The 22,403-nt window shown below is 73.4% G+C and carries 20 protein-coding genes and 2 pseudogenes; 13 read left to right on the plus strand and 9 right to left on the minus strand.

From position 1 onward, the window contains the following. Positions 1 to 214 precede the first annotated feature (214 nt). The 6 genes from pabB (at position 215) to MMR14E_RS27520 (ending at position 4,522) form a co-directional block, all read left to right on the plus strand. On the plus strand, positions 215 to 1,585 hold the full coding sequence (gene pabB, locus MMR14E_RS27495; RefSeq protein ID WP_331318736.1) for an aminodeoxychorismate synthase component I: 1,371 nt from the start codon (positions 215 to 217) through the stop codon (positions 1,583 to 1,585). After that, on the plus strand, positions 1,582 to 2,196 hold the full coding sequence (locus MMR14E_RS27500) for an aminodeoxychorismate/anthranilate synthase component II (protein ID WP_331318737.1): 615 nt from the start codon (positions 1,582 to 1,584) through the stop codon (positions 2,194 to 2,196). The genes pabB and MMR14E_RS27500 overlap by 4 nt, the downstream gene beginning before the upstream one ends. Then, positions 2,183 to 3,034 (plus strand): aminotransferase class IV, encoded by an 852-nt coding sequence (locus tag MMR14E_RS27505; RefSeq protein ID WP_331318739.1) that lies wholly within the window; start codon positions 2,183 to 2,185, stop codon positions 3,032 to 3,034. Before MMR14E_RS27500 ends, MMR14E_RS27505 begins: the two co-directional genes overlap by 14 nt. Beyond that, the gene (locus tag MMR14E_RS27510; RefSeq protein ID WP_419539444.1) at positions 3,031 to 3,561 is read left to right on the plus strand and encodes a DoxX family protein; all 531 of its coding nucleotides are present in this window, start codon (positions 3,031 to 3,033) and stop codon (positions 3,559 to 3,561) included. The genes MMR14E_RS27505 and MMR14E_RS27510 overlap by 4 nt, the downstream gene beginning before the upstream one ends. A 126-nt stretch (positions 3,562 to 3,687) precedes the next feature. Next, positions 3,688 to 3,861 carry a hypothetical protein gene (locus MMR14E_RS27515; protein WP_331318741.1) on the plus strand — a complete coding sequence of 58 codons (174 nt, stop codon included), beginning with the start codon at positions 3,688 to 3,690 and terminating at the stop codon, positions 3,859 to 3,861. Positions 3,862 to 3,976: 115 nt separating this feature from the next. Continuing rightward, positions 3,977 to 4,522, plus strand: coding sequence for a ferritin-like domain-containing protein (locus tag MMR14E_RS27520; RefSeq protein ID WP_331318743.1), 546 nt, complete (start codon positions 3,977 to 3,979; stop codon positions 4,520 to 4,522). Positions 4,523 to 4,598: 76 nt separating this feature from the next. Here MMR14E_RS27520 and MMR14E_RS27525 read toward each other — a convergent pair whose 3' ends face one another. The 7 genes and pseudogenes from MMR14E_RS27525 to MMR14E_RS27555 all read right to left on the minus strand — a co-directional run bounded on the left by MMR14E_RS27525 (position 4,599) and on the right by MMR14E_RS27555 (position 13,161). Beyond that, entirely contained in the window at positions 4,599 to 4,928 is a 330-nt protein-coding gene (locus tag MMR14E_RS27525; RefSeq protein ID WP_331318745.1) for a hypothetical protein, read from the minus strand. Between the two features lie 333 nt (positions 4,929 to 5,261). Further along, entirely contained in the window at positions 5,262 to 5,639 is a 378-nt protein-coding gene (locus MMR14E_RS27530) for a hypothetical protein (RefSeq protein WP_331318747.1), read from the minus strand. A gap of 154 nt (positions 5,640 to 5,793) precedes the next feature. Continuing rightward, positions 5,794 to 6,198 (minus strand): annotated as a pseudogene (locus MMR14E_RS27535) (MazG nucleotide pyrophosphohydrolase domain-containing protein); the annotation flags it as partial. A gap of 124 nt (positions 6,199 to 6,322) precedes the next feature. Further along, positions 6,323 to 6,568, minus strand: coding sequence for a hypothetical protein (locus MMR14E_RS27540; protein WP_331318749.1), 246 nt, complete (start codon positions 6,566 to 6,568; stop codon positions 6,323 to 6,325). Between the two features lie 65 nt (positions 6,569 to 6,633). Next, positions 6,634 to 7,812, minus strand: a pseudogene (locus tag MMR14E_RS27545) (glycosyltransferase family 2 protein); the annotation flags it as partial. Then, positions 7,695 to 9,848 (minus strand): circularly permuted type 2 ATP-grasp protein, encoded by a 2,154-nt coding sequence (locus MMR14E_RS27550; RefSeq protein ID WP_331318751.1) that lies wholly within the window; start codon positions 9,846 to 9,848, stop codon positions 7,695 to 7,697. The gene MMR14E_RS27550 and the pseudogene MMR14E_RS27545, both read right to left, overlap by 118 nt. A 13-nt stretch (positions 9,849 to 9,861) precedes the next feature. Beyond that, on the minus strand, positions 9,862 to 13,161 hold the full coding sequence (locus MMR14E_RS27555) for a transglutaminase family protein (RefSeq protein WP_331318752.1): 3,300 nt from the start codon (positions 13,159 to 13,161) through the stop codon (positions 9,862 to 9,864). A 194-nt stretch (positions 13,162 to 13,355) separates the two neighbouring features. On the opposite strand from MMR14E_RS27555, the gene MMR14E_RS27560 reads away from it, so the two are divergent. Then, the gene (locus MMR14E_RS27560; protein ID WP_331318754.1) at positions 13,356 to 14,552 is read left to right on the plus strand and encodes a zinc-binding metallopeptidase family protein; all 1,197 of its coding nucleotides are present in this window, start codon (positions 13,356 to 13,358) and stop codon (positions 14,550 to 14,552) included. A gap of 137 nt (positions 14,553 to 14,689) precedes the next feature. Here MMR14E_RS27560 and mntR read toward each other — a convergent pair whose 3' ends face one another. Next, on the minus strand, positions 14,690 to 15,151 hold the full coding sequence (gene mntR, locus MMR14E_RS27565; RefSeq protein ID WP_012318602.1) for a manganese-binding transcriptional regulator MntR: 462 nt from the start codon (positions 15,149 to 15,151) through the stop codon (positions 14,690 to 14,692). A gap of 171 nt (positions 15,152 to 15,322) precedes the next feature. Here mntR and MMR14E_RS27570 point away from each other — a divergent pair, with 171 nt between their 5' ends. Next, positions 15,323 to 16,651, plus strand: coding sequence for an Nramp family divalent metal transporter (locus MMR14E_RS27570; protein ID WP_331318757.1), 1,329 nt, complete (start codon positions 15,323 to 15,325; stop codon positions 16,649 to 16,651). A gap of 20 nt (positions 16,652 to 16,671) precedes the next feature. Here MMR14E_RS27570 and MMR14E_RS27575 read toward each other — a convergent pair whose 3' ends face one another. Then, positions 16,672 to 18,360 carry a thiamine pyrophosphate-binding protein gene (locus MMR14E_RS27575; RefSeq protein WP_331318759.1) on the minus strand — a complete coding sequence of 563 codons (1,689 nt, stop codon included), beginning with the start codon at positions 18,358 to 18,360 and terminating at the stop codon, positions 16,672 to 16,674. Between the two features lie 190 nt (positions 18,361 to 18,550). Between MMR14E_RS27575 and MMR14E_RS27580 the strand changes: the two genes are divergently transcribed. From MMR14E_RS27580 to MMR14E_RS27600, 5 genes are all read left to right on the plus strand, one after another. After that, a complete protein-coding gene (locus MMR14E_RS27580) occupies positions 18,551 to 19,348 on the plus strand; it encodes a transporter substrate-binding domain-containing protein (RefSeq protein ID WP_331318948.1) in 798 nt (265 codons plus the stop codon). 79 nt (positions 19,349 to 19,427) lie between these two features. Next, complete coding sequence (locus tag MMR14E_RS27585) at positions 19,428 to 19,655, plus strand: hypothetical protein (RefSeq protein ID WP_331318761.1); 228 nt, start codon at positions 19,428 to 19,430, stop codon at positions 19,653 to 19,655. Beyond that, positions 19,652 to 19,930: a type II toxin-antitoxin system RelE/ParE family toxin gene (locus tag MMR14E_RS27590; RefSeq protein ID WP_331318763.1), complete on the plus strand. Its 279-nt coding sequence runs from the start codon at positions 19,652 to 19,654 to the stop codon at positions 19,928 to 19,930. Before MMR14E_RS27585 ends, MMR14E_RS27590 begins: the two co-directional genes overlap by 4 nt. A 123-nt stretch (positions 19,931 to 20,053) precedes the next feature. Further along, positions 20,054 to 21,760, plus strand: coding sequence for a lysine--tRNA ligase (locus tag MMR14E_RS27595; protein WP_331318764.1), 1,707 nt, complete (start codon positions 20,054 to 20,056; stop codon positions 21,758 to 21,760). Positions 21,761 to 21,767: 7 nt separating this feature from the next. Next, the gene (locus MMR14E_RS27600) at positions 21,768 to 22,379 is read left to right on the plus strand and encodes a pyridoxamine 5'-phosphate oxidase family protein (protein WP_331318766.1); all 612 of its coding nucleotides are present in this window, start codon (positions 21,768 to 21,770) and stop codon (positions 22,377 to 22,379) included. The last annotated feature ends 24 nt before the right edge of the window (positions 22,380 to 22,403 follow it).

Genomic DNA, 22,403 nt, shown 5'->3' on the forward strand with positions numbered 1-22,403 from the left:
CTTTCCGAAAAGCAGAAATGTGACGATCTCGCAGAAGTTTGTCGGACGAACCTGAGGCAGAACATCAAGACTCGGTGCGGTCGCCCTGCGCCTGGGACGCGTCCAGCCTGCACCTCACGGCGTGTGCCTGCGTGGAACTGCCGCTTCCCCCGCGGCACCGCCTGTGCGACGGCAGCATGACGCACAGCCCGAGGATACGGCCCCGAACCCGGTCATGTGGACCCGAGAGATCCCCTTCATCGATCCCGTCGCGGCCGCCGCCCGGCTGCGGTCCCTGCCGGGGCTCGCCTTCCTTGACAGCGCCATGCGGCACGATCCGCTCGGGCGTTACGCGATCGTGGCCGCCGACCCGTTCGCGCGCTTCCGCTTCCGCGACGGGGTCGCGACCCTGAATGGCACTCGCGTTCCGGGCGGCCCCTTCACGGCCCTGCGCGCCTGCCTCGCGCCCTACCGGATCGCGCCCGACCCCGAGAACCCCTTCCCCGGTGGGGCGATCGGCTACTTCGCCTACGATCTCGGCGCGGCTTTGGAGCGGGTCGCGGCGCCGGCCCGACGGGCGGGGCTGACCGACGACATCGCCCTGAACCTCTACGATACGGCCCTGGTGATCGATCAGGCCGCCGGCACGGCCCGGCTCGTCGCCACCGGCTTCCCCGCGCTGGAACCCGCCGCCCGGCAGGCCCGCGCGGAGGCGCGGCTGGCGGCCTTCGCAGACCGGCTCGGCAGCGAACCGGCAGAGGCCCCGGGCCGATCCGGAAAACAGCTCACGTGGCGCTCGAACTTCGACCGGCAAACCTATGAGGATGCTGTCGAAAAGGTCCGCGCTTATATCCGCGCCGGCGACATTTACCAAGCCAACATCGCCCAGCGCTTCAGCGCCGACCTGCCGGCGGATTTCGACGCCTTCGCCCTCTACCGGCGCCTGCGCGCCACCAACCCGGCGACCTTCGGGGCCTATCTGGAGTGGGAGGGGCTGACGATCGCCTCGTCCTCGCCCGAGCGCTTCATCCGGCTGGACGGCCGGCACGTGGAGACGCGGCCGATCAAGGGCACCGCCCGCCGCCTCGACGATCCGGAGGCCGACCGACGGGTCGCCGAAGCCCTCCAGGCCAACGTGAAGGAGCGGGCCGAGAACGTCATGATCGTCGACCTGCTGCGCAACGACCTGTCGCGGGTGTGCGAGCCCGGCAGCGTCGCGGTGCCCACCCTGTGCGGGCTGGAGACCTACGCCAACGTCCACCATCTGGTGTCGGTGGTGACCGGACGACTCCGCGACGGGCTCGACGCCCTCGACCTCCTGGAAGGGACCTTTCCGGGCGGCTCGATCACGGGAGCCCCAAAAATCCGCGCCATGGACATCATCACGGAGATCGAGGGGGACGCGCGGGAACTCTATTGCGGCGCCATCGGCCGGATCGGCTTCGACGGGGCGATGGACAGCTCGATCGCGATCCGCACCGTGTTCATGGACGACCGGCAGGCGGTCCTGCAGGCCGGGGGCGGGGTGACGCTGCTGTCGGAGCCGGGCCCGGAATACGACGAGACCCTGGCCAAGGCCGCCCGCGTGTTCGAGGCCTTCGCATGATCCTCGTCCTCGACAACTACGACTCGTTCGTCTTCAACGTGGTCCGCTACTTCGAGGAGCTGGGCGAGGAGGTCCGGGTCGTGCGCAACGACGCCCTGGACGTGCCCGGCATCCGGGCGCTGGAGCCGGAGGCCCTGGTGGTCTCGCCCGGGCCCTGCACCCCCGCGGACGCCGGGATCTCCCTGCCGGCGATCCGGGACCTGTCGGGCGCGGTGCCGATCCTCGGCGTCTGCCTCGGCCACCAGGCGATCGGCGCGGCCTTCGGCGGCACGGTCGCGCGGGCGCAGCGCCCCCTGCACGGGCAGATGACGCCGATCGCGCACACGGGCGAGCGCCTGTTCGCCGGGCTGCCGGCGCCGATGCCGGTCGGGCGCTACCACTCGCTGGTCGTGAATCCCGGCCCCGACATGGAACAACACCTCTCGGTCGACGCGGTCTCGCAGGAGGGGGAGGTGATGGCGCTCTCCCACCGGACCCACCCGACCTACGGCATCCAGTTCCACCCGGAATCGGTCCTGACCGAGGGCGGGCACGCCCTGTTCGCCAACTTCCTGGGACTGGCCCGCGCGTGGCGGGAACGGCCGGAGGGGCGCCGCGATGCTGTGGCGTGACGGGGCGCTCGTTCCCGGGACCACGGCCCCCCTCGACCACACCGACCGCGGCCTGACGCTCGGCGACGGCCTCTTCGATACGGCCTTGGCGCTCGGCGGCCGGGTCGCCTTCGAGGACGCCCATATCGCCCGGCTCGCGGCCTCCGCGGCGACGCTGGGGATCCCGGCCGAACCCGAGCGGATCCGCGCGGCCGTGCGGGACCTCGCGGGGCAGGGGGAGCGGCTCGCGATCCGCACCACCCTCACCCGCGGCTCCGGCCCGCGCGGCCTGAAGCCGCCGGACGCGCCGAACCCGACCCTGTTCGCCACCGCGGCCGCGAGCCCCGGGGCCGTCGCCTTCGCGCCCCTGCGCCTGTGGCCGACGGCCATCGCCCGCAACGACACCTCCCCCGCCAGCCGCCTGAAGACGCTGGGCTATCTCGACGCGGTGCTGGCCGCCCGGGAGGCCGCCGCCGCGGGGTTCGACGAGGCGCTGTTCCGCAACACCCGGGGCCGCGTCGCCTGCGCGGGCACCGGCAATCTCTTCGCCCTGGTCGGCACCAGTCTGGTCACGCCGCCGCTCGAGGACGGCGTGCTCGCCGGCATCGTGCGGGCGGAGGTGCTGGGCCTCGCCGCCGGATGCGGGCTGCGGGCCGAGGAACGGTCCCTCGGCCTGCCCGACCTGCTCGGCGCCGAGGCCGTGTTCCTGACCAACTCCCTGCGGCTCCTGGCCCCCGTGACGGCCGTCGGCGACACGGCGTTCCCGGGCGCCGGCCACCCGGCGGTGAGCCGCCTCGTGGCGGCCCTGCGCGCCCGCGTGGCGCAGGCCTGCGGCGTGGCCGAGGACATGGTCGCGTGATCGGGGGAGCGATCGAGGGGCCGATCGAGGGGCCGATCGAGACTTGGCGGCGGCGCCTGCGCTACGCCCTCGCGGCGATCTACCTGTTCATCGGCGTGGTCCACCTCGTGGCGACCGACGCGATGCTGCCGCTCATGCCCGACTGGGTGCCGCAGCCGCGGCTCGTCATCCTGGCGACCGGCCTGTGCGAGATCGCCGGGGCGATCGGCCTCGTCACCGGGCGGTTCCGCCGGGCGGCCGCGCTCGGCCTCGCCCTCTACGCGGTCTGTGTCTACCCGGCGAACCTCAAGCACGCCTTCGACCACGTCCACGTCGACGGCATCCCGGATTCCTGGTGGTACCACGGGCCGCGCCTCGCGTTTCAGCCGGTCTTCGTCTGGGCGGCGCTCTGGGCCGGCGGCCTGATCGACTGGCCGTTCGGCGGGGGCCGCAGATCCGCCGAGGCCGCGACCGAGATCTCCGGTGATCCGGCACGGCCGCCGAAAGGTCCGGGTCCCGACGCGCCAGCAACCATCCGCGAACCTTGATCACAGGATCCCGGGATCCCCGGATCCCGGCAGGCTTTGATCACGGGATCCTGGCCGATCGACCGGCCGGAAGCCGCCGCGCGGGCCGGAAGACCGGTCGGCCCGGCGCCGATACGGGCGGACGACATGCCGAAGCGCCGCGACCCGGGCAGATCGACCCCGCCCCCGCCGGAGAGCGTGCCGGACCGCGACGCCGTGGAGCGCGCCCTGGAGGCCGTCCTCGACCGCCTGCGGCCGAAACCGGGCGCCGCCGCCCCGCGGGCCGGACGGAAGCCGCGCCCGGACGGGGCCGGCCGCTGAGCCGCGAAAGGTTCCTCCACAGGGCGAAGATATCGTCCGGATACGGCCGGCCGGACCGGAGTTCCCCGGAGGACGCCGCCGACACGGAGTGCGGCTCCCAACGGAGACAGACCGAATGGCCAAGCAGAAGACGCTGCAGGACGCCTTCTACGAGACCCTGAAGGACGTCTACTACGCCGAGAAGCAGTCGGTGAAAGCCCTCAAGAAATCCGCCAAGGCGGCGGAGCACGACGACCTCCGCCAGGCCTTCGAGACCCATGCCGAGGAGAGCGCCCAGCAGGTGGAGCGCCTGACGCAGGTCTTCGAGATCATCGGCAAGCCGGCCCGGGCCAAGACCTGCGAGGCGATGCAGGGCATCGTCTCGGAGATGGAGGAGGATCTCGACGACTTCGCCGACAGCCCGGCCGCCGACGCGGTGCTGGCCGCCTGCGCCCAGGCGGTGGAGCATTACGAGATCGCCCGCTACGGCACCCTGAAGACTTGGGCGGCCCAGCTCGGCTACGCGGACGCCGCCAAGCTCCTGGACGAGACCCTGCAGGAGGAGAAGCGGACCGACGCGCTGCTCTCGAAGATCGCCGAGTCGATCAACGCCGCGGGCGAGCCCGGCGGGGCCGAACCGGACGCGGAGCCGTCGAAGGGCAGGAGCAAGAAGGCCGCCTGACCACATTCCGGCCGCGCGGCGGGCCGGCGCCCCCGGGCGCCGGTCCGCCGCCGCCCGGACCCGCGTCAGGCCGCGGTCAGTTCGCCTTCTCGATGGCGCTCAGCGGCGTCCAGTAGCAGCGGTCCTGCGTGTCCTTCACGGCGAGGCAGCCGTAGCTCATCGTCCGGGACTCGAGCCGGACCTCCTCGCCGGGCTTGAACGACCGGCACTCGCCGCTGGCGAGGCTGCCCTGCAGCAGCTGGCCGAACCCGGATTCGTCGCCCGCCATGACCAGCTTGAACAGGCGGTCCGTGACCTCCTGGGTGTGGCAGCCGAACCGCTCCTGGAGGACGGTCTCGGCCGCGGCGGGCCGGGACAGGGCGGCGGTGACGGCGAGGGCGGCGAGGACGGGCAGGGCGAGGCGCATGCGCGGAACATATCCGCGCGCCGCGACGTGTCGAGCCCTCGGGGCGCGGGGGAGCCGCGGAGGATCGCCGCGGGTAAACCCGGCGCGGGTCGCGGCGCGGTCGATCAGGACCGCGGCAGCGCCCGGCCTCGGAACCTGGACGGGGAAGGTTCCTTCCATGCGAGCCGGCGCGTCCGGAGCGGGAATCCCGGCATCGGCGGCCGCCGACGCGCGCCCGGAAGCCCTCTGTCGGGAACGCCGTCGCCTCGCGGGATCAAGCCGCCCCCGGCTGACACCGCGAGGGCCGCCGCGAGGGCCGCGGTCGCCGGCGTGCCGGGCACGCGCCGGTCCGCTCTAGGCGGCGACGGGCCTGACCACGACGTCCTCGGCGTAGACGAGGGTTGCCATGACGCCGGACCGGATCCGATCGAACACCGCGTCGAGATCCCCGACGCTCTGCATCAGCACGGCGCACGAGAGGGCGACGATCTGCGGGGTGCGATCCGTCCCTTCGGCGAGGAAGTCGCGGATCGCGTCGACGAGGGACGCGGTGGCGTCCGCCTCCGCGGAGGCGCCGAGGACATGCAGGCAATCCTGCCGCAGGGACGCGAGATTGCCGTCAACGACCGAGACCCATTGCCGGTCGTGATCGTAGATGAGCCAGCGCACCGATCCCGCCGCCACGGGGGCCAGTCCCGCGAGATAGCGCTGAGCGGCTGCATCGTCGAACATGGCACGGGTTTAACGCCCGGCGGCCGCAACGCCAACGCGTCGGATCACCGTTGCGGAGCCCGGCGGATCCGCCGCCCGAACGGGGACGGGCGAGAAGGTCCCGGTCGCGGATCTCGCGAGGCGGTCGCCCGCTTCGGATCCGGGCCACGCGCCGCTAGGACCCGCCCGCCGCCTCGTCGCGCTTGGCCGCCTGCCACGCCGCCTCCATGGCGGCGAGGTCGGAGCGGCCGAGGGTGCCCCCGGACGCCGCGAGATGGCGCGCCATGGCGGCGAAGCGGCGCTCGAACTTGGCGGTGCCGTCGCGCAGGGCCGTCTCCGGGTCGATCCCGGCGTGCCGGGCGAGGTTGGCCACCGCGAACAGCAGGTCGCCGATCTCCTCCGACAGGGCCTCCGGGTCGCCCGCCGCCAGGGCCTCGGCGACCTCGTCGGTCTCCTCGTGGACCTTGTCGACGACCTGGGCGGCGTCGTCCCAGTCGAAGCCGTGGGCGGCCGCCCGCCGGGAGATCTTCTCCGCCCGGGCGAGGGCCGGCAGCGCCCGCGCGACGCCGCCGAGGGGGTCGGGCGCCAAGTCACGCGGCAAGTCACGCGCCAGCTCAGGCGCCAGCCCCGCGCCCCGCCGCTCCGCCTGCCGCGGGCCGCGGGCGTTGCACGGCGTGCCCATCCGCGGGGTTCCGCCGCGGCCCTCAGCTCGTCGGCCGGACGCAGAGCGGCTCCCGGGCCAGCGCCAGGGTGAACGACCACAGGATCCGGCCGACGGAATCCGTCAGCACCGCCCCGGTCAGGAGCATGTTGGCGGCGGCCCGGCACCGGTCGCGGGCGCTGCGGATCGCCGCCTCGACGTCGTCCGCCTCCAGGCAGTCGCTGGCGAAGGCGAGGCCGCAGCGGCCGTCCGCGTGCTCGAGGGTGCGTCGGAGGTGATAGGCCGGCATCGCTTGAACCCACGCGAGGCGAATCACCGGCCGCCCGCGGCGCGGGCGGGAGCCGGCTGGCCAAGCTAGCGGCCCGGCGCGGGCCCGCGACTGATCCAGATCAAGCCGACGCGCATCCGCCGCCGCCCGGTCACGTCCCGGTGTCGCAGTCTGTCGCAGGCTGTCGCAGGGTACGCCCGGCGCCGGCGGCCGCTGCGGGAGGTCCGCGCGAGGCCGTGCCGGGTCTTGTTCCAGCGCAGCGGCGCGCGGACCAGCTCGATCAGCGCCAGCCACGCGGCGAGGCTGACCAGCAGGAAGTAGGCCGGCATCCACGGGACCGACCGGGCGAGATCTCCCCAGCCGCGCCGGGCGCAGCCGACCAGGGCGGGCAGGACCAGGGCGGCGAGCCCCGTCCCGAACAGCGTGAGGGCGAGCCCCGTGGAGAGGTTGTCCAGGAAGACGGGGGCGGCCGGGATGTCCCGGACCAGGAAGGACCACGCCGCCGCGGCGAGGCAGACCGGGTAGGCGAGCGCCGAGACCACCGTCCCGGGGACCAGGGCGGCGGCGCAGAGCGTCTCCAGGCCGCCGAGCCTGCGGGCGTTGGCCAGCGGGCACCGCCCGTGAGTGAGGCTCGTCTGGACCAGGCCCTTCAGCCAGCGGGTGCGCTGGCCGAGCCAGGGCCCGAGGCGGGCCGGCGCCTCCTCGAAGGTGGGGCTGGGCAGGTCGCCGACGGTGTAACCCGCCAGCGCGAGGCGCAGGCCGAGATCCGCGTCCTCGGTGACGTTGTGGGCGTCCCAGCCGTGCAGCGCCCGCACCACGCGGGTGCGCAGGTGCATCGAGGTGCCGCCCAGCGGGACCGGCAGGCCGCAGCGGGCGATGGCCGGGTTCAGGACGTCGAACAGCCCGGCATATTCCAGGGCGAAGGCGCGGGCGAGGCGCGAATCGCCGGCATTGTCGATCACGAGCCGCCCCTGGAGGCAGGCGGTGCGCGCGGGCAGGCGCGCGAACAGGGCGGCCGCCAGCCGCAGCTGCCCGGGATCGGGCACGTCCTCGGCGTCGTAGACCGTGATCAGGGTGCCGCGGGCGAGCGGCAGCGCGGCGTTGAGCGCCCGCGGCTTGGTGCGCGGGCCGCCCGGCGGCACCGTGATCACCTCGAACCGGGCCGGGAGGGTGTCGCGGGGGATCGCCGCGGCGGTCTCCGCGTCGTCCGCCTCGAGCAGCAGCTTGATGTCGAGCTTGGCGGCCGGATAGTCGAGGGCGGAGAGCGCCCTGAGCAGGTCCGGCACAACCGCCGCCTCGCGGTGGAGGGGGACGAGGATCGTGTAGACCGGCAGGTCGGCCTCGGCGAGGGGCACCACCGCCTCCGCGGCCACCGGGGCCGCGATGGCGAGGGCCGCGATCCGCAGGGCCGCCATGGCCAGGAACAGGACCTGCCCGGCCGCCACCGCCGCGCGCGCCAGCGGGNGCCCGGCCGGTCGCGCCCGGAGAGCGCCTCCTGGGCGAGGCGGGCGGTGGGCAGGTCGGCGGCACTGACGGCGCCCCACTCGTGCAGCAGGGCCCGCAGCGCCAGGGCCGCCGGCGTGTCGAGGGCGCCCGAGATGTCGGTCCCGACGGCGTCGCCGACGCTGCGCAGGTGGGCCAGCACCAGCCGGATCACCGCCTCGCCGCGCTCGAGGTAGCGGCCGAGCCAGAACAGGCCGTCGGCGGCCCGGGCGGGGAGGTGGCCGCCGACCCGCCGCACCCGCGGGGTCGCCTGCGCGCCGATCAGGGGCGCGGCGACCGGCTCCTCGGACAGGACCCAGACGTCGGCGGAGCGGATGCCGAGCCGCAGCTCGATCGGGTCGACGTCCTCGCGCTCCGAGACCCGACAGAAGCCGCCGGGCATGACCTGCCAGCCGAGCGGCGTGCGCGTGGCGAAGACGCGGACCACGAAGGGGCGGGGTGTCAGGAACAGGCCGTCCGGGCCGCGCTCCCAGCCCGGCATGGTCGAGAGTGGCGCCGCCTCCTGGGCGACGTAGTCGAAGGGCCGGTCGCGCAGGGCCGCCACGACCCGCTCCCGCTCCGCCGCCAGGACCGGACCGGCCAGGATCGCGTCGCGCCCCGCCCCGCGCTGGGGCGTGGCGGCCGGGCGCAGGGTCAGGCTGTCGAGGTTGGCCCGCGCGTGCGCCAGGCCCTCGAGGTCGCCGCACCACCACGTCCGCGGGTGGCCGAGCCGCAGGGGCTCGCCGAGGACGCGCCGGGCGATGCCGTCGAGATAGGGGGCGAGCGCGGCCGACTCGACGAGGCCCGCGCCCGGCATGTTGGCCATCACCAGGGAGCCGTTGCGCAGGGCGTCGAGGATGCCGGGCACGCCGAGGCGCGAGGCCGGGTTCAGCTCCAGGGGATCGAGGAAGTCGGCGTCGATCCGCCGCCACAGGGCGTCGGCCCGCTTCAGGCCCGAGACGGTGCGCACGTGCAGGCGCCCGTCCTGCATGACGAGGTCGTCGCCCTCCACCAGCATCAGGCCGAGGTAGCGGGCGAGCGCCGCCTGCTCGACGTAGGTGCTGCTGTAGGGGCCGGAGGTCAGCAGGCAGATCCGCGGGTCGGCGCGCTCGGCACCGAGCGCCAGGCCGTCGCGGAACGCCTGGAAGAAGGCCGGCAGGCGCTCGACGTGGAGGTCCTGGAAGAAGTCCGGGAAGGTCCGGGCCAGGACCATGCGGTTCTCCAGCGCCCAGCCCAGGCCCGAGGGCGCCTGGGTCCGGTCGGCGAGCACCTGCCAGCGCCCATCCGGACCCCGGCCGAGATCGGCCGCGTAGAGCTTGAGGTAGTGGCCGCCGGGGGGCGCGACCCCGTGGAGCGGGTGCAGGAACTCGGGCGTGCCGGCCACGATCGCGGCGGGGAGCAGCCCCTCGGCGACCAGCCGGCCCGCGCCGTAGGCGTCGGCGAGGATCGCCTCCATCAGCTCCGCGCGCTGGACGATGCCGGCGCTGAGCGCCGCCCATTCCGGTCCCTCGATCACCAGGGGCAGGCAGCCCAGCGGCCAGGGGTGCTCGCGCTGGTCGCCGGCGATGCGGAACGAGATGCCCGCGTCCCGGATGTGCCGCTCCGCCGCGACGAAGCGGGCCATGATCTCCGGCTCGGTGAGGCCGCCGAGGCGGTCGAGCAGGCGCGGCCACGCCCCGCGGGGCGCGCCGTCGGGGCCCAGGAACTCGTCCGGCCTACCGGGGGCGGGGCGGTAGCCCGCGCACCAGCGGGCGACGCGCTCCCGCGCGCCCTCCGGCCGCTCGGCCCGGCCGCGGCTGCCCGCGAGCGCCGCCTCCATCACGGATCCCCGGTCATTGCGGGGCCGGCGTCCGCAGGTCGAGGGTCAGCGGGAACTCGGCGCTCGGTTCCGGGCGCGGCATGTCCACCCGGCCCGGCGTGTGGCCGTTCGGCTGGAACCGGGCGAGGCGCCTTCCCTCCGCCTCGTAGGCGTTGACCGGATGGGTCTCGTAGTTGCGCCCGCCCGGATGGGCGACGTGGTAGCGGCAGCCGCCGAGGGAGCGCCCGCTCCAGGCGTCGAGGATGTCGAAGGTCAGCGGCGAGTGGGCCGGAATGGTCGGGTGCAGGGAGGAGGCCGGCTGCCACGCCTTGAAGCGCAGGCCCGCCACGGCCTCGCCGCCGCGGCCGGTGGAGGTCATGGGCAGGCGGCGGCCGTTGCAGGCGATGACGTGCCGCTCGGGCACGAAGCCCTCGACCCTGACCTGCAGCCGCTCGACCGAGCTGTCGACGAAGCGCACGGTGCCCCCGCTGGTCCCTTCCTCGCCCATCACGTGCCAGGGCTCCAGCGCCTGGCGCAGCTCCATCCGGACCCCGTCCTGCTCGACCGTGCCGAAGACCGGGAACCGGAACAGGGCCTGCGCCTCGAAGGCGACCGGATCGAAATCGTACCCCGCCGCCCGGAGATCCTCCAGCACCGCGAGGAAGTCGGACCAGAGGAAATGCGGCAGCATGAACCGATCGTGGAGGTTCGTGCCCCAGCGGACACAGCCGCCGGTCTGCGGCTCCCGCCACAGCCAGGCCACGAGGGCGCGGAGCAGGAGCTGCTGCGCGAGGCTCATCCGCGCGTCCGGCGGCATCTCGAAGGCGCGGAACTCCAGCAGGCCGAGGCGCCCGGTCGGCCCGTCCGGCGAGTAGAGCTTGTCGATGCAGATCTCGGCCCGGTGGGTGTTGCCGGTGACGTCCACCAGGATGTTCCGGAAGATCCGGTCGACCAGCCAGCGCGGGATGTTGGGCGCGTCGGGGGCGGGGACCTGGGCCAGCGCGATCTCCAGCTCGTAGAGGCCGTCGTGGCGGGCCTCGTCCATGCGCGGCGCCTGGCTGGTCGGGCCGATATAGAGGCCCGAGAACAGGTACGAGAGCGCCGGGTGGCGCTGCCAGTAGAGCACGAGGCTCTTCAGCAGGTCGGGCCGGCGCAGGAACGGCGAATCGTCCGGCGTGACGCCGCCCATGACCACGTGGTTGCCGCCGCCGGTGCCGGTGTGGCGCCCGTCGGTCATGAATTTTTCCGCGCCGAGCCGGGTTTGCCTCGCCTCAGCGTACAAGTCGGTGGTGATGGCGACCGCCTCCCGCCACGAGGCGGCCGGGTGAACGTTCACCTCGATCACGCCCGGATCGGGCGTCACCTTGATCATGCCGATCCGCGGGTCGTAGGGCGGCTCGTAGCCTTCGAGGTGGATCGGCAGCTTCAGCGCGGCGGCGGCCGCCTCCAGGTGGCCCGCGAGTTCGAGATACTCGTCGGCGCGCTGCACCGGCGGCATGAACACCCGCACCACCCCGTCCCGGGGCTCGAACGACAGGGCCGTGCGCACCGCGACGCCGGTGATGCCGGAGCCGTTGACCACGGCGGCGCCGGGATGGCCCTCGGGGTGCCCGTCGGGGAGGGGCGGGCGCGGCTCCAGCGGGTCCTGCGGCTGGTAGTAGGGATAGTGCTCCGGCGGCACGTAGGGCAGGGACGACAGGGGCAGGCGGAAGCCCACCGGCGAATCGCCCGGCACCAGGAAGGCGGCGCCGCGCCGGAAGTCCCACTTCTCCGAGATCCAGACGCGGTCGGCCCCGCCGTCCCTGCCATCCTTGCCGGTGGGCAGGCTCGCCAGCGGCAGGACGTAGCCGGCCGCCTCCCCGAGGCCCCGCGCGTAGACCCGCCGGATCCGGGCGTCGAACTCCACCGAGCCCGACTTGGCGTCGGCCGGCGTGACGTTGACCGGCAGCTCCGCGGTCTTCCGCTCCCAGAGTTCCCCGTCCTCGAAGGCCGGGAAGACGTAGTCGGCGAGGCCGAGACGGCGGGCCAGCGCGTCGGCGAGCGCCTGGGCCTGCGCGATGGTGGCGGTGCCGGCCTCCCCGGGGGCGGCTTCCGGGGCGATCAGGTCCGGGTTCCGCCAGATCGGCTGGCCGTCCTTGCGCCAGTAGAGCGCGAAGGCCCAGCGGGGCAGGCTCTCGCCGGGGTACCACTTGCCCTGGCCGTAATGGAGCAGCCCCCCCGGGCCGAACCGGTCGCGCAGGCGCCGGATCAGCTGGTCGGCGAGCCCGCGCTTGGTCGGACCGACGGCCGCGATGTTCCACTCGGGCGATTCGAAATCGTCCACCGACACGAAGGTCGGCTCGCCGCCCATGGTCAGCCGCACGTCCTGCGCGGCGAGGTCGGCGTCGACCCGCTCGCCCAGGGCGTCCATGGCGGCCCAGACGTCCTCCGAGAACGGCTTGGTGATCCGCGGCGTCTCGGCGACGCGGGTGATCGTCATCGCGAAGTCGAACGCGGTCTCGGCCGGCTCCATCGCGCCCGAGATCGGCGCGGCGGAGTGGTAGTGCGGCGTCGCGGCGAGCGGGATGTGGCCCTCGCCGGTGAGCAGGCCCGACGTGGCGTCCATACCGACCCAGCCGGCGCCCGGCAGGTAGACCTCGGCCCAGGCGTGCAGGTCGGTGAAGTCCGACGACGCGCCGGTCGGCCCATCGACCGCGGTCGTGTCGGGCACGAGCTGGATCAGGTAGCCGGAGACGAACCGGGCGGCGAGGCCGATCCGGCGCAGCACCTGCACGAGCAGCCACGCCGAGTCGCGGCAGGAGCCGCTCTTCAGCCGCAGGGTCTCGGCGGGGGTCTGGACGCCCGGCTCCATGCGGACGCCGTAGGCGGTCTCCCGGGCGATCAGGCCGTTCAGCGCCACCAGGAACTGGACCGTGTTGGGCTCCTCCGGGAGACGGGCCAGCAGCGCCTCCATCTCGGGACAATCCGCGTCGACGGGCGTGCGGTAGGGGGCCAGCTCCTCGGCGAGGGCGGGGTCGTACGCGAACGGCCGGACCTGGGCGTATTCCTCCACGAAGAAGTCGAACGGGTTGATCACCGCCATGTCGGCGGTGAGGTCGACCTCGATCCGCAGCTCGTCGGTCTTCTCGGGGAAGACCAGGCGGGCGAGCCAGTTGCCGCTCGGATCCTGCTGCCAGTTCAGGAAGTGGTTGGCCGGCGTCACCGTGAGCGCGTAGGCCGGGACCTTGGTGCGGGCGTGGGGGGCCGGGCGCAGGCGGATCACCTGGGGTCCCAGGCTGATCGGCCGGTCGTAGCGGTAGTGCGTGACGTGGTGCAGGGCGGCTCTGATCGACACGATGACTCCGTCGGAAGGATCGAACGCGGTCGCGCTGCCGGTCCCTGGCGCCGGCGCCCACCGCACGGTTATGCGATACTGCCCCGCCGGCAAGCAATTTCCGTGCGGCGCCGTCCCCCGGTCGCCTGGCAGGAACTTTGCCGCCCGGCCCCGCTTGACCGGCAGTGGGTCGGCCGCCGGCCCGGGACCGCGCGATGAAGATCTTCCAGTGCCAGGCCTGCGACCAGCCGGTCACCTTCGAGGCGACCGCCTGCGAGAGCTGCGCGCGGCCGCTGGGCTACGCCTGCGCGGTCCACGAGGTCTCGGCGCTGGGGCCGCAGGGGCTCTCGGCCCACCCGCTGATGGGCGGAGCGCAGGTCTTCCACGCCTACGCGGATCCCGGCCGGCGCTACCGGCTGTGCAACAACGCCCTCGCGCAGGCCTGCAACTGGCTGGTGCCGGAGGACAGCCCCGACATCTACTGCACCGCCTGCCGCCACAACCGCGTGGTGCCGGACCTGTCGCAGCCCTGGAACCTCGCCCGCTGGCGCCCGATCGAGGCGGCCAAGCACCGGCTGTTCTACTCGCTGCTGCGCCTGGAACTGCCGCTCGCCACCCGCGCCCAGTACACGGACGGGCTGGCCTTCGACTTCCTGGTCGACCCGTCGGAGAGCTTCTCCGGCGGGCCGCCGGTGCTCACGGGCCACATCAACGGCCTGATCACCATGAACATCGCGGAGGCCGACGACGTCGAGCGGGAGCGCCGCCGGATCCTGTTCGGCGAGCATTACCGCACGCTGCTCGGCCATTTCCGGCACGAGATCGGGCATTACTTCTGGTACCTGCTGGTGCTGAACAGCCCCTCTTGGGAGCCCTTCCGGGCGCTGTTCGGCGACGAGCGCCTGAACTACGTCCAGGCCCTGCAGGACCATTACGCGAAGGGCGCGCCGGCCGACTGGGACGAATCCTACGTCTCGGCCTACGCCACCGCCCATCCCTGGGAGGATTTCGCCGAGACCTTCGCGCACTACCTGCACATCGTCGACACGGTGGAGACCGCCTCGACCTTCGAGCTGCACGTGCGCCCGCGCCTGCGCCAGCGGGGGCAGTCCGGGCCGGCGGCGCCGACCGTGATCGATTTCGACCCCTACAACACCCTCGACCTCGACCGGCTGATCGCCGCGTGGCTGCCGCTGACCTACGCGATCAACTCGCTGTCCCACAGCATGGGCCAGCCGGCGCTCTACCCGTTCAAGCTGACGCCCACCGTGATCGCCAAGCTCGCCTTCGTCCACGAGCGGATCTACGCCTCGCGCACCGGTACCCTGCCGGATGCCGGCGAGGCCGGGGCCGAGATGCTCCGGGCGGTGATCATGGGTCTGCGCCAGAAGGTGGCGGCGCCGACGGTGTGAGGGCGGGGTGGCTGCGGCAGACGCGCCGTCTTTGCGAGCGCAGCGAAGCCATCCAGTCGGCGCCACGCTCGCAGACGTCGCGCTGCCCTGGGTCGCTTCGCTGCGCTCGATGACGGCCAGAGGCGGGCGGGCCGCCTTTACGCCCCCCCGTGCCGCTCCGCGAAGGCGCGGAACGCCGCGAGCGTCTCGGCGCTGACGTGGTGCTCGATCCCCTCCGCGTCCCGCCGGGCGGTCTCGGGGCTCACCCCCAGCGCGCACAGGAAGCGCTCGACGATGCGGTGGCGCTCCCGGGCCTGGGCGGCGAGCCGGCGGCCGGCCTCGGTCAGGAACACGCCGCGATAGGGCCGCTGCTGGACGAACCCGTCCTCGCACAGGCGCTTCAGCATCTTGGCGACGGTCGGCTGCGCCACGCCGAGCCGGGCCGCGATGTCCACCTGCCGCGCCTCGCCGCCGTCGCCGATCAGGTCGTCGATCAGCTCGACGTAATCCTCCACGAGTTCCGAGCGCCGGGCCTCGCGCGCCTGGCGGAAGCTCTCCACGTGGCGCTCGGGATCGACCAGCACGGTCTCGGGCGAGCCCGGCTCGGACGGTTCCTGCATCGGCTCTCCCCCACCACGGCCCGCGCGGGCCGCCCCGCCCCCTGTCTAGCAAACACCGCCCCGGGGAGGGGAGTCCCGCGGGATCGATACCGGCGGCCGCTGCCAGCCCCTTGAAACCCGGAGACGAACCCTGAATATAGCATCCGCTATATCTTTGAGGAGAGGGTGAGCATGGTGGCGCCGAACGCCGCGACGGCCCCCGGGCGCGCCGCGCCCGGGGCGATGAGCCGGCGGACCGAGGGCGCCATCCGCGACGTCCTCGACGGCCGTCCCGGCGGCCGGGCCCGGTTCCTGCTGTTCGCCGGCCCCGCCGTGACGGCGTCGATCGCCTACATGGACCCCGGCAATTTCGCGACCAACATCCAGGCCGGCGCCCGCTACGGCTACGGCCTGCTCTGGGTGGTGCTGCTCGCGAACCTGACGGCGATGCTGTTCCAGGCGCTCTCGGCCAAGCTCGGGATCGTGACGGGCAAGAACCTCGCCGAGCATTGCCGGGACGCGACGACGCGGCCGGTGCGCCTCGCCCTGTGGGGCATCAGCGAGGTCGCCGCCATGGCGACCGACCTCGCGGAGTTCCTCGGCGGCGCCATCGGCCTGTCGCTGCTCACCGGCATGCCGCTGATGGCCGGCATGGGCATCACCGCGGTGGTCACCTACGCGATCCTGCTCCTGGAGCACGAGGGCTTCCGGCCGCTGGAGATCGCCATCGGCGCGATGGTCGGCACGATCGGCCTCTGCTACGCGGTCGAGCTCCTGGTCGCACCGGTGGCCTGGGGCGAGGCCGCCAGGGGCCTCGTCACCCCGCGGATCCCGGACGCGCAGGCGCTCACCATCGCGGTCGGGATCATCGGCGCCACCGTGATGCCGCACGCGCTGTTCCTGCATTCGGGCCTGACCCAGGGGCGGGGCAACCCGCGCAGCGAGGCCGACCGGCGCCTGCTGGTGCGCTACTCGAACCGCGAGGTGGTGGTGGCCCTGATGCTCGCGGGCCTCGTCAACATGGCGATGGTGATCATGGCGGCGGCGGCCTTCCATCTCGGCCACAGCGAGGTCGCCGAGATCGGGGAGGCCTACCGGACCCTGACGCCGCTGCTCGGCCCGGCGGCGGGAGCGGCCTTCCTGGTGTCGCTGCTCGCCTCCGGGATCTCCTCCTCGGTGGTCGGCACGCTCGCCGGGCAGCTGGTGATGCAGGGCTTCACCGGCTGGCGCATCCCGCTCCTCGCCCGCCGGCTCGTGACCATGCTGCCGGCCTTCGCGGTGGTGGCGATCGGGGTCGACCCGACCCGGGCCCTGGTCCTGTCGCAGGTGGTGCTGTCGCTGGCCCTGCCGGTCCCGATGGTGGCGCTGGTGGTGTTCACCCGGCGCCGCAGCGTGATGGGGCCGTTCGCCAACGGGCCGCTCACCCAGGCCGCCGCCGTGGCGGGGGCGGCCGTGGTGCTCGGGCTCAACATGGTGCTGCTGGCGGCGGCCTTCGGGGTGCCGGTGCCGGGGCTGGAGTGACCCCCGGCCGACGGCCCCGCTCAGGTCGCCCGCACCACCACCTCCACGAGGTTGGCGCCCCCCGAGCGGATCCCGGCCTCGATCGCCGGGGCGATGTCGGCGGCGCGGGTCACCCGCCGGGCGGGCACGCCCATGGAGGCGGCGAGCGCCGGGAAGTCGATCCGCGGGTCGGTGAGGTCCATGGCGATGAAGCGGTTGGCGCGCACCGAGGCGTAGTGCGCCTGGCCCTTCATGAAGGTCTTGAGGATGTTGTACTCGGCGTTGTTGATCACCACGAAGGTGACCGGCAGCTTCTCGTGCGCGGCCGTCCAGAGGGCCTGGGGCGAGTAGAGCGCGGCCCCGTCGCCCACGACGCAGACCACCGGCGCCCGGTCGAGACCCAGGGAGAAGCCGACCGCGGCCGGCATGCCCCAGCCGAGCACGCCGCCGCGCATCGCCGCGTATTGATGGGCCGAGGGGCTGTCGAGGAAGGTGCGCAGGTGAGTGAGCGTCGCGGGCGCCTCGTCCACGATGGTGGTCTCGGCGCCGACCGCGCGGGCGACCTCCCGGGCGGCGACCAGCGGCGCGATCACCGGATCCTCGAAGGCCGCGTCGGCGGCGGCCGCGAGCTTCGCCCGGCGCTCGGCCCGGGCGGTCACCGCCCGGGCACGCAGTTGCCCGAAGGCGTCGGCCCGGTCGGCGAGGCGGGGACCGAGCAGCGGCAGCAGGGCGTCCAGCGAGGCGCGGATGTCGCCGACCGTCGACAGGCAGGTGGCGTAGGTCCGCCCGAGGTCGCGCACGTCCGCCGAGAGCTGGAACACCTGCACCCCCGGCGGCACCGCCGAGACCTCCGAGTAGAGGACGGTGATCAGCGACTTGCCGCCCAGCGCGAACACCGCGTCGTAGCGCCCGAGGATGTCGGCGATGGCGTCCGCCCGGGTCGGCAGGTTCCCGGCCCAGAGCGGGTGCGCGGTCGGGAACGGGATGTGGGCCGGCCAGGACGAGCCGTAGACCGGCGCCGCCAGCAGGTCGGCGAGCGCCACCATCTGCGCCGAGGCGTCCGAGGCGTCGATCTCGTCGCCCGCGATCAGGGCGAGACGGCCCGGCGCGATGGCGGCGAGCTTCTCCGCCAGCCGGTCGAGGGAGCCCGCCACCGCCCGCTGGTCGATGGTCGAGGTCTCGCCCGCGGGGACCGCACTCATCGCCTCCATCACGTCCATGGGCAGCGACAGGAAGACCGGCCCGGAGGGGGCGGCGCCCGCGTCGTGGAAGGCCCGGCGCAGCAGGATCGGGATCTGGTCCGGGCTCGTCACCTCGCGGGCCCACTTCATCACCGGGTCGGCGATGGCGACGAGGTCGCCCATCAGCAGCGGGTCGGTCAGCGCGTGGCGCAGGTCCTGCTGCCCGGCGGTGACCACCAGCGGCGTGCCGGAGACCTGGGAATTCACCAGCCCGCCCATGGCGTGGCCGAGGCCGCCCGCCGTGTGCAGGTTGAGGAAGGCGGGCCGGCGGGCGCCCTGCGCGTAGCCGTCCGCCATGGCGACGGCGGTCGCCTCCTGCAGGGCGAGGATGTAGGCGATGTCGGGCGCCTCGGTGAGCGCGTCGATGAGCGGCAGCTCGGTGGTGCCGGGATTGCCGAAGATGTAGCGCACGCCCTCCGAGCGCAGCACCTCCACCAGCAGGTCGGCGCCCCGGCGCCGGCCGGCGGTCTCCACGGTCTCGATCGGCATGCCCTGTCCTCTCCGACGGAATCAGCCGGAGGCTACCCCATGGGCGGACCGGGGCAATGCCGGCACCGCCCCGCGCCGGGCGGCACACCGCGATGCTCCCGCTCTACCTGCATTTCCTGGGCTTCGGCATCGAGACCTGGGCGGCCCGAGATCGGCCGGCCGGTCGCGCAGGAACAGGGCGGCCAGCGGGATCAGCGCCAGGGTCGCGGCGGCCACGCCCGCCGTCACGATCCCGGATTTCTGGAACCCGCGCAGCCGGGGCGAGCGCGTGGAGGCGCCGCAGACCGGCCGGGCGGTCCGCTTCCTCACGGACGACGAGTTCCCGCCGCTGCACTTCGCCGGCCCCGACGGCAACCCGACGGGCTTCGTGGTCGAGCTCGCCCGGGCGGTCTGCGAGAAGCTGACGATCACCTGCACGGTGCAGGCGCGCCGCTTCGACACCCTGCTCGACGCCCTCGACGGCAAGCAGGGCGACGTGGTCGCGGCCGCCATCCCGCTGACCGCGTCCCTGCGGTCGCGGTTCCTGGCGACGCGGCCGTATTTCCGCTGGCCGGCGCGCTTCGCGGCCCGGACCGACAAGGGCCTGCCGGTCCCCTCCGCGGCGGCGCTCGCCGGCCGCAGCGTCGGGGTCATCGCCGGCAGCGCCCACGCGGCCTACCTCAAGGCGTTCTTCCCGAAGGCCGTGCCGAAAGACTTCACCGATCTCACGGCGGCCGAGAGCGCGCTCAAGCGCGGCGAGATCGACTACCTGTTCGCCGACGGCCTCAACCTCGCCCTCTTCGTCGGCGGCCAGGACGCGGAGAGTTGCTGCGCGCTGACCGGCGGCGACTACCTGGAGAACCGCTATTTCGGGGAGGGGATCGGCCTGATCACCCGCCCGGAGGACGCGGCCCTCTCCCGGGCGCTGGACGACGCGCTCCAGCGTGTCTGGGACGACGGCAAGTACACCGAATTGTACCTGCGGTTCTTCCCCGTCAGCCCGTTCTGACAGGGGCGAAAGGCTTCCACCAGACGCGCGAATCGGGGATCCTGCACGGCGTCGGATCTCCATGGATCAGGAGCGGCGCATGACCGATCTGCTCGAGAAGGCCGTGGCGAAGGCACGGGTCCTCGCACCGGAGATGCAGGACGAGATTGCCCGCCTCATGCTGGCCTTCGTGGGGGATGAGGGATCGGTCTACCGGTTCAGCCCGGAGGAGGCGGCGGAGCAGGACGAAGCCGACGCCGAGGTGGCGCGTGGTGAGTATGCCACCGAGGCGGAGGTGCGCGCCATCTGGGCGAAGTATGGCCTGTGAGGCTGCGGCTGACCCGCACCGCCGCGCGCCAGCTCGACCACGTGCTGGCCGACATCACGCGCCATAACCCATCGGGTGCCGACGCGGTCCTGCTGCGGATCGGCGCGTGTTTGGAACTCCTTCTCCGCCATCCCTATGCGGGCCAGATGACCGACCGGCGCGGCATTCGGCGCATCGCGGTGTCGCCTTACCCCTACATCATGACCTATCGCGTCACTGCCGATGAGGTCGTCGTGCGCACCATCCGGCACGCGGCGCAGCGGCCTCTAGCCTGAGCGACATGCCCGCAATGGAGCGCGTGTGGACGAATGGATCAGCGCCTTGCACGACCGGGCGTTCCGCTCCGGTGCGAACCGCTCTAGGGTGCGCGCGTCCAATTCGCGTACATCCCAGAAGACATGCCAGCCGCCCCCCCAGCCCTGACCCTCGACCCCGACCTCGTCGAGGCCGCCGCCAACGCCGCCGCCTGGCCCTTCGAGGAGGCGCGCAAGCTCGTGGCCCGGCTGGAGAAATCCGGCAAGCGCGAGGTCCTGTTCGAGACCGGCTACGGCCCCTCGGGCCTGCCGCATATCGGCACGTTCGGGGAGGTCGCCCGCACCTCCATGGTGCGCCACGCCTTCCGGGTGCTCACCCGCGACGCGGTGCCGACCCGGCTGATCGCCTTCTCGGACGACATGGACGGGCTGCGCAAGGTCCCCGACAACGTCCCGAACCGGGCGATGCTGGCCGACCATCTCAACCAGCCGCTCACCCGCGTGCCGGACCCGTTCGGCACCCATGACAGCTTCGGGGCGCACAACAACGCCGAATTGCGCCGCTTCCTCGACGCCTTCGGCTTCAGTTACGAGTTCCGCTCGGCGACCGAGTGCTACCGCGCGGGCGTGTTCGACACGGTGCTGCTGCGCGTGCTCGAGCGCTACGATGCCGTGATGGAGATCATGCTGCCGTCGCTGCGGGCCGAGCGCTCGGCGAGCTACTCCCCGTTCCTGCCGCTCCACCCGGTCACCGGCCACGTGATGCAGGTGCCGATCGACGAGGTGCGGGCGGAGAGCGGCACGATCGTGTGGCGCGATCCCGCCACGGGCGAGCGCTACGAGACCCCGGTGACCGGCGGCCACGCCAAGCTGCAGTGGAAGCCCGACTGGGCGATGCGCTGGGTGGCGCTCGGCGTCGATTACGAGATGGCCGGCAAGGACCTGATCGACTCGGTCAAGCTCTCGGGCAAGATCGCCCGGGCGCTCGGCGGCGAGCCGCCGGAAGGGTTCAATTACGAGCTCTTCCTGGATGAAAAGGGACAAAAAATCTCGAAGTCGAAGGGCAACGGCCTGACCATCGACGAGTGGCTCAGGTACGGCACGCCGGAATCGCTGGCCCTGTTCATGTACAACAAGCCGCGCGAGGCCAAGCGCCTGTTCTTCGACGTGATCCCGCGGCACGTGGACGAGTATATCGGCTTCCTCGACCGCTACGCCGGCCAGGACGCGAAGCTGCGTCTGGGCAACCCGGTCTGGCACCTCCATGCCGGCACCCCGCCGGAGCCCGAGCGGGTCGAGGGCGCGAGCCTGACCTTCGCGATGCTGCTCAACCTCGCGGCGGTCGCCAACACCGAGGATCCGGCGGTGCTGTGGGGCTTCATCCGCCGCTACGCGCCGCGGACCGGGCCGGAGACCCATCCGGGCCTCGACCGGCTGGTGAAGCACGCCCTGAAGTACTTCTCGGACTTCGTGCGGCCAGCCAAGACCTACCGGGCGCCGACGCCCGAGGAGCGGGCGGCCCTGGAGGACCTGTCGGAGACGCTGGCCGAGCATGCCGGCTCCACCGACCCGGAGGCGCTGCAGGCGGCGGTCTACGAGGTCGGCCGGCGCCACTTCCCCGACACGTCCGGCAAGGCCAAGAGCCCGGACGGGCGGCCCGGCGTGTCGCAGGCGTGGTTCACGAGCCTCTACAACGTGCTGTTCGGCGAGGCGCGCGGCCCCCGGTTCGGCTCCTTCGTGGCCCTCTACGGCGTCGACGAGACCCGGGGCCTGATCGCCGCGGCGCTGTCGGGGGCGCTGGTCGCCGAGCACGCAGCCTTCGCGGCCGGCAAGGCCGCCCCGGCCGCGTGAGGGCGCGATGATCGTCGACAGCCTCGCCGCGCTGGAGGCGCTCTACCGCGCGCCCCTGGCGCCCGCCTCCACGGCGAAGGTGGCGGCCGCGGTCACGCCCGACTACGCGGCGCTGATCGCGGCCGCGCCCTTCGCGGTGCTGGCGACCGCCGGCCCGGAAGGGCTCGATTGCAGCCCCCGCGGGGACCGGCCGGGCTTCGTGCGGGTCGCCGACCCGCGCACGCTGATCCTGCCGGACCGGCGCGGCAACAACCGGATCGACTCGCTCCGCAACATCGTGCGCGACCCGCGGGTGGCGCTGCTGTTCCTGATCCCCGGCTCGGGCACGACGCTGCGGGTGAACGGGCGGGCGGTGATCTCGGCGGACCCGGATCTCCTCGCGTCGTTCAGCGTGGACGGACACGCGCCGCGCACCGCGGTCGTGATCACTGTGGAGGAGATCTACTTCCAGTGCGCGCGGGCGATCATCCGGGCCGGGCTGTGGGACCCGGATTCCCGCGTCGACCCGGCGAGCCTGCCGAGCCCGGGGGCGATCCTGGCGGCGCTGACCGCGGGCGCGGTCGGCGGTGAGCGCTACGACGCGGACTGGCCGGAGCGGGCGGCCAAGACGATGTGGTGAGCGTGGCGTCCACGACACCCCCAC

It is taken from the genome of Methylobacterium mesophilicum (assembly GCF_036441335.1).
GTDB classification, from domain to species: Bacteria; Pseudomonadota; Alphaproteobacteria; order Rhizobiales; family Beijerinckiaceae; genus Methylobacterium; species Methylobacterium mesophilicum_B.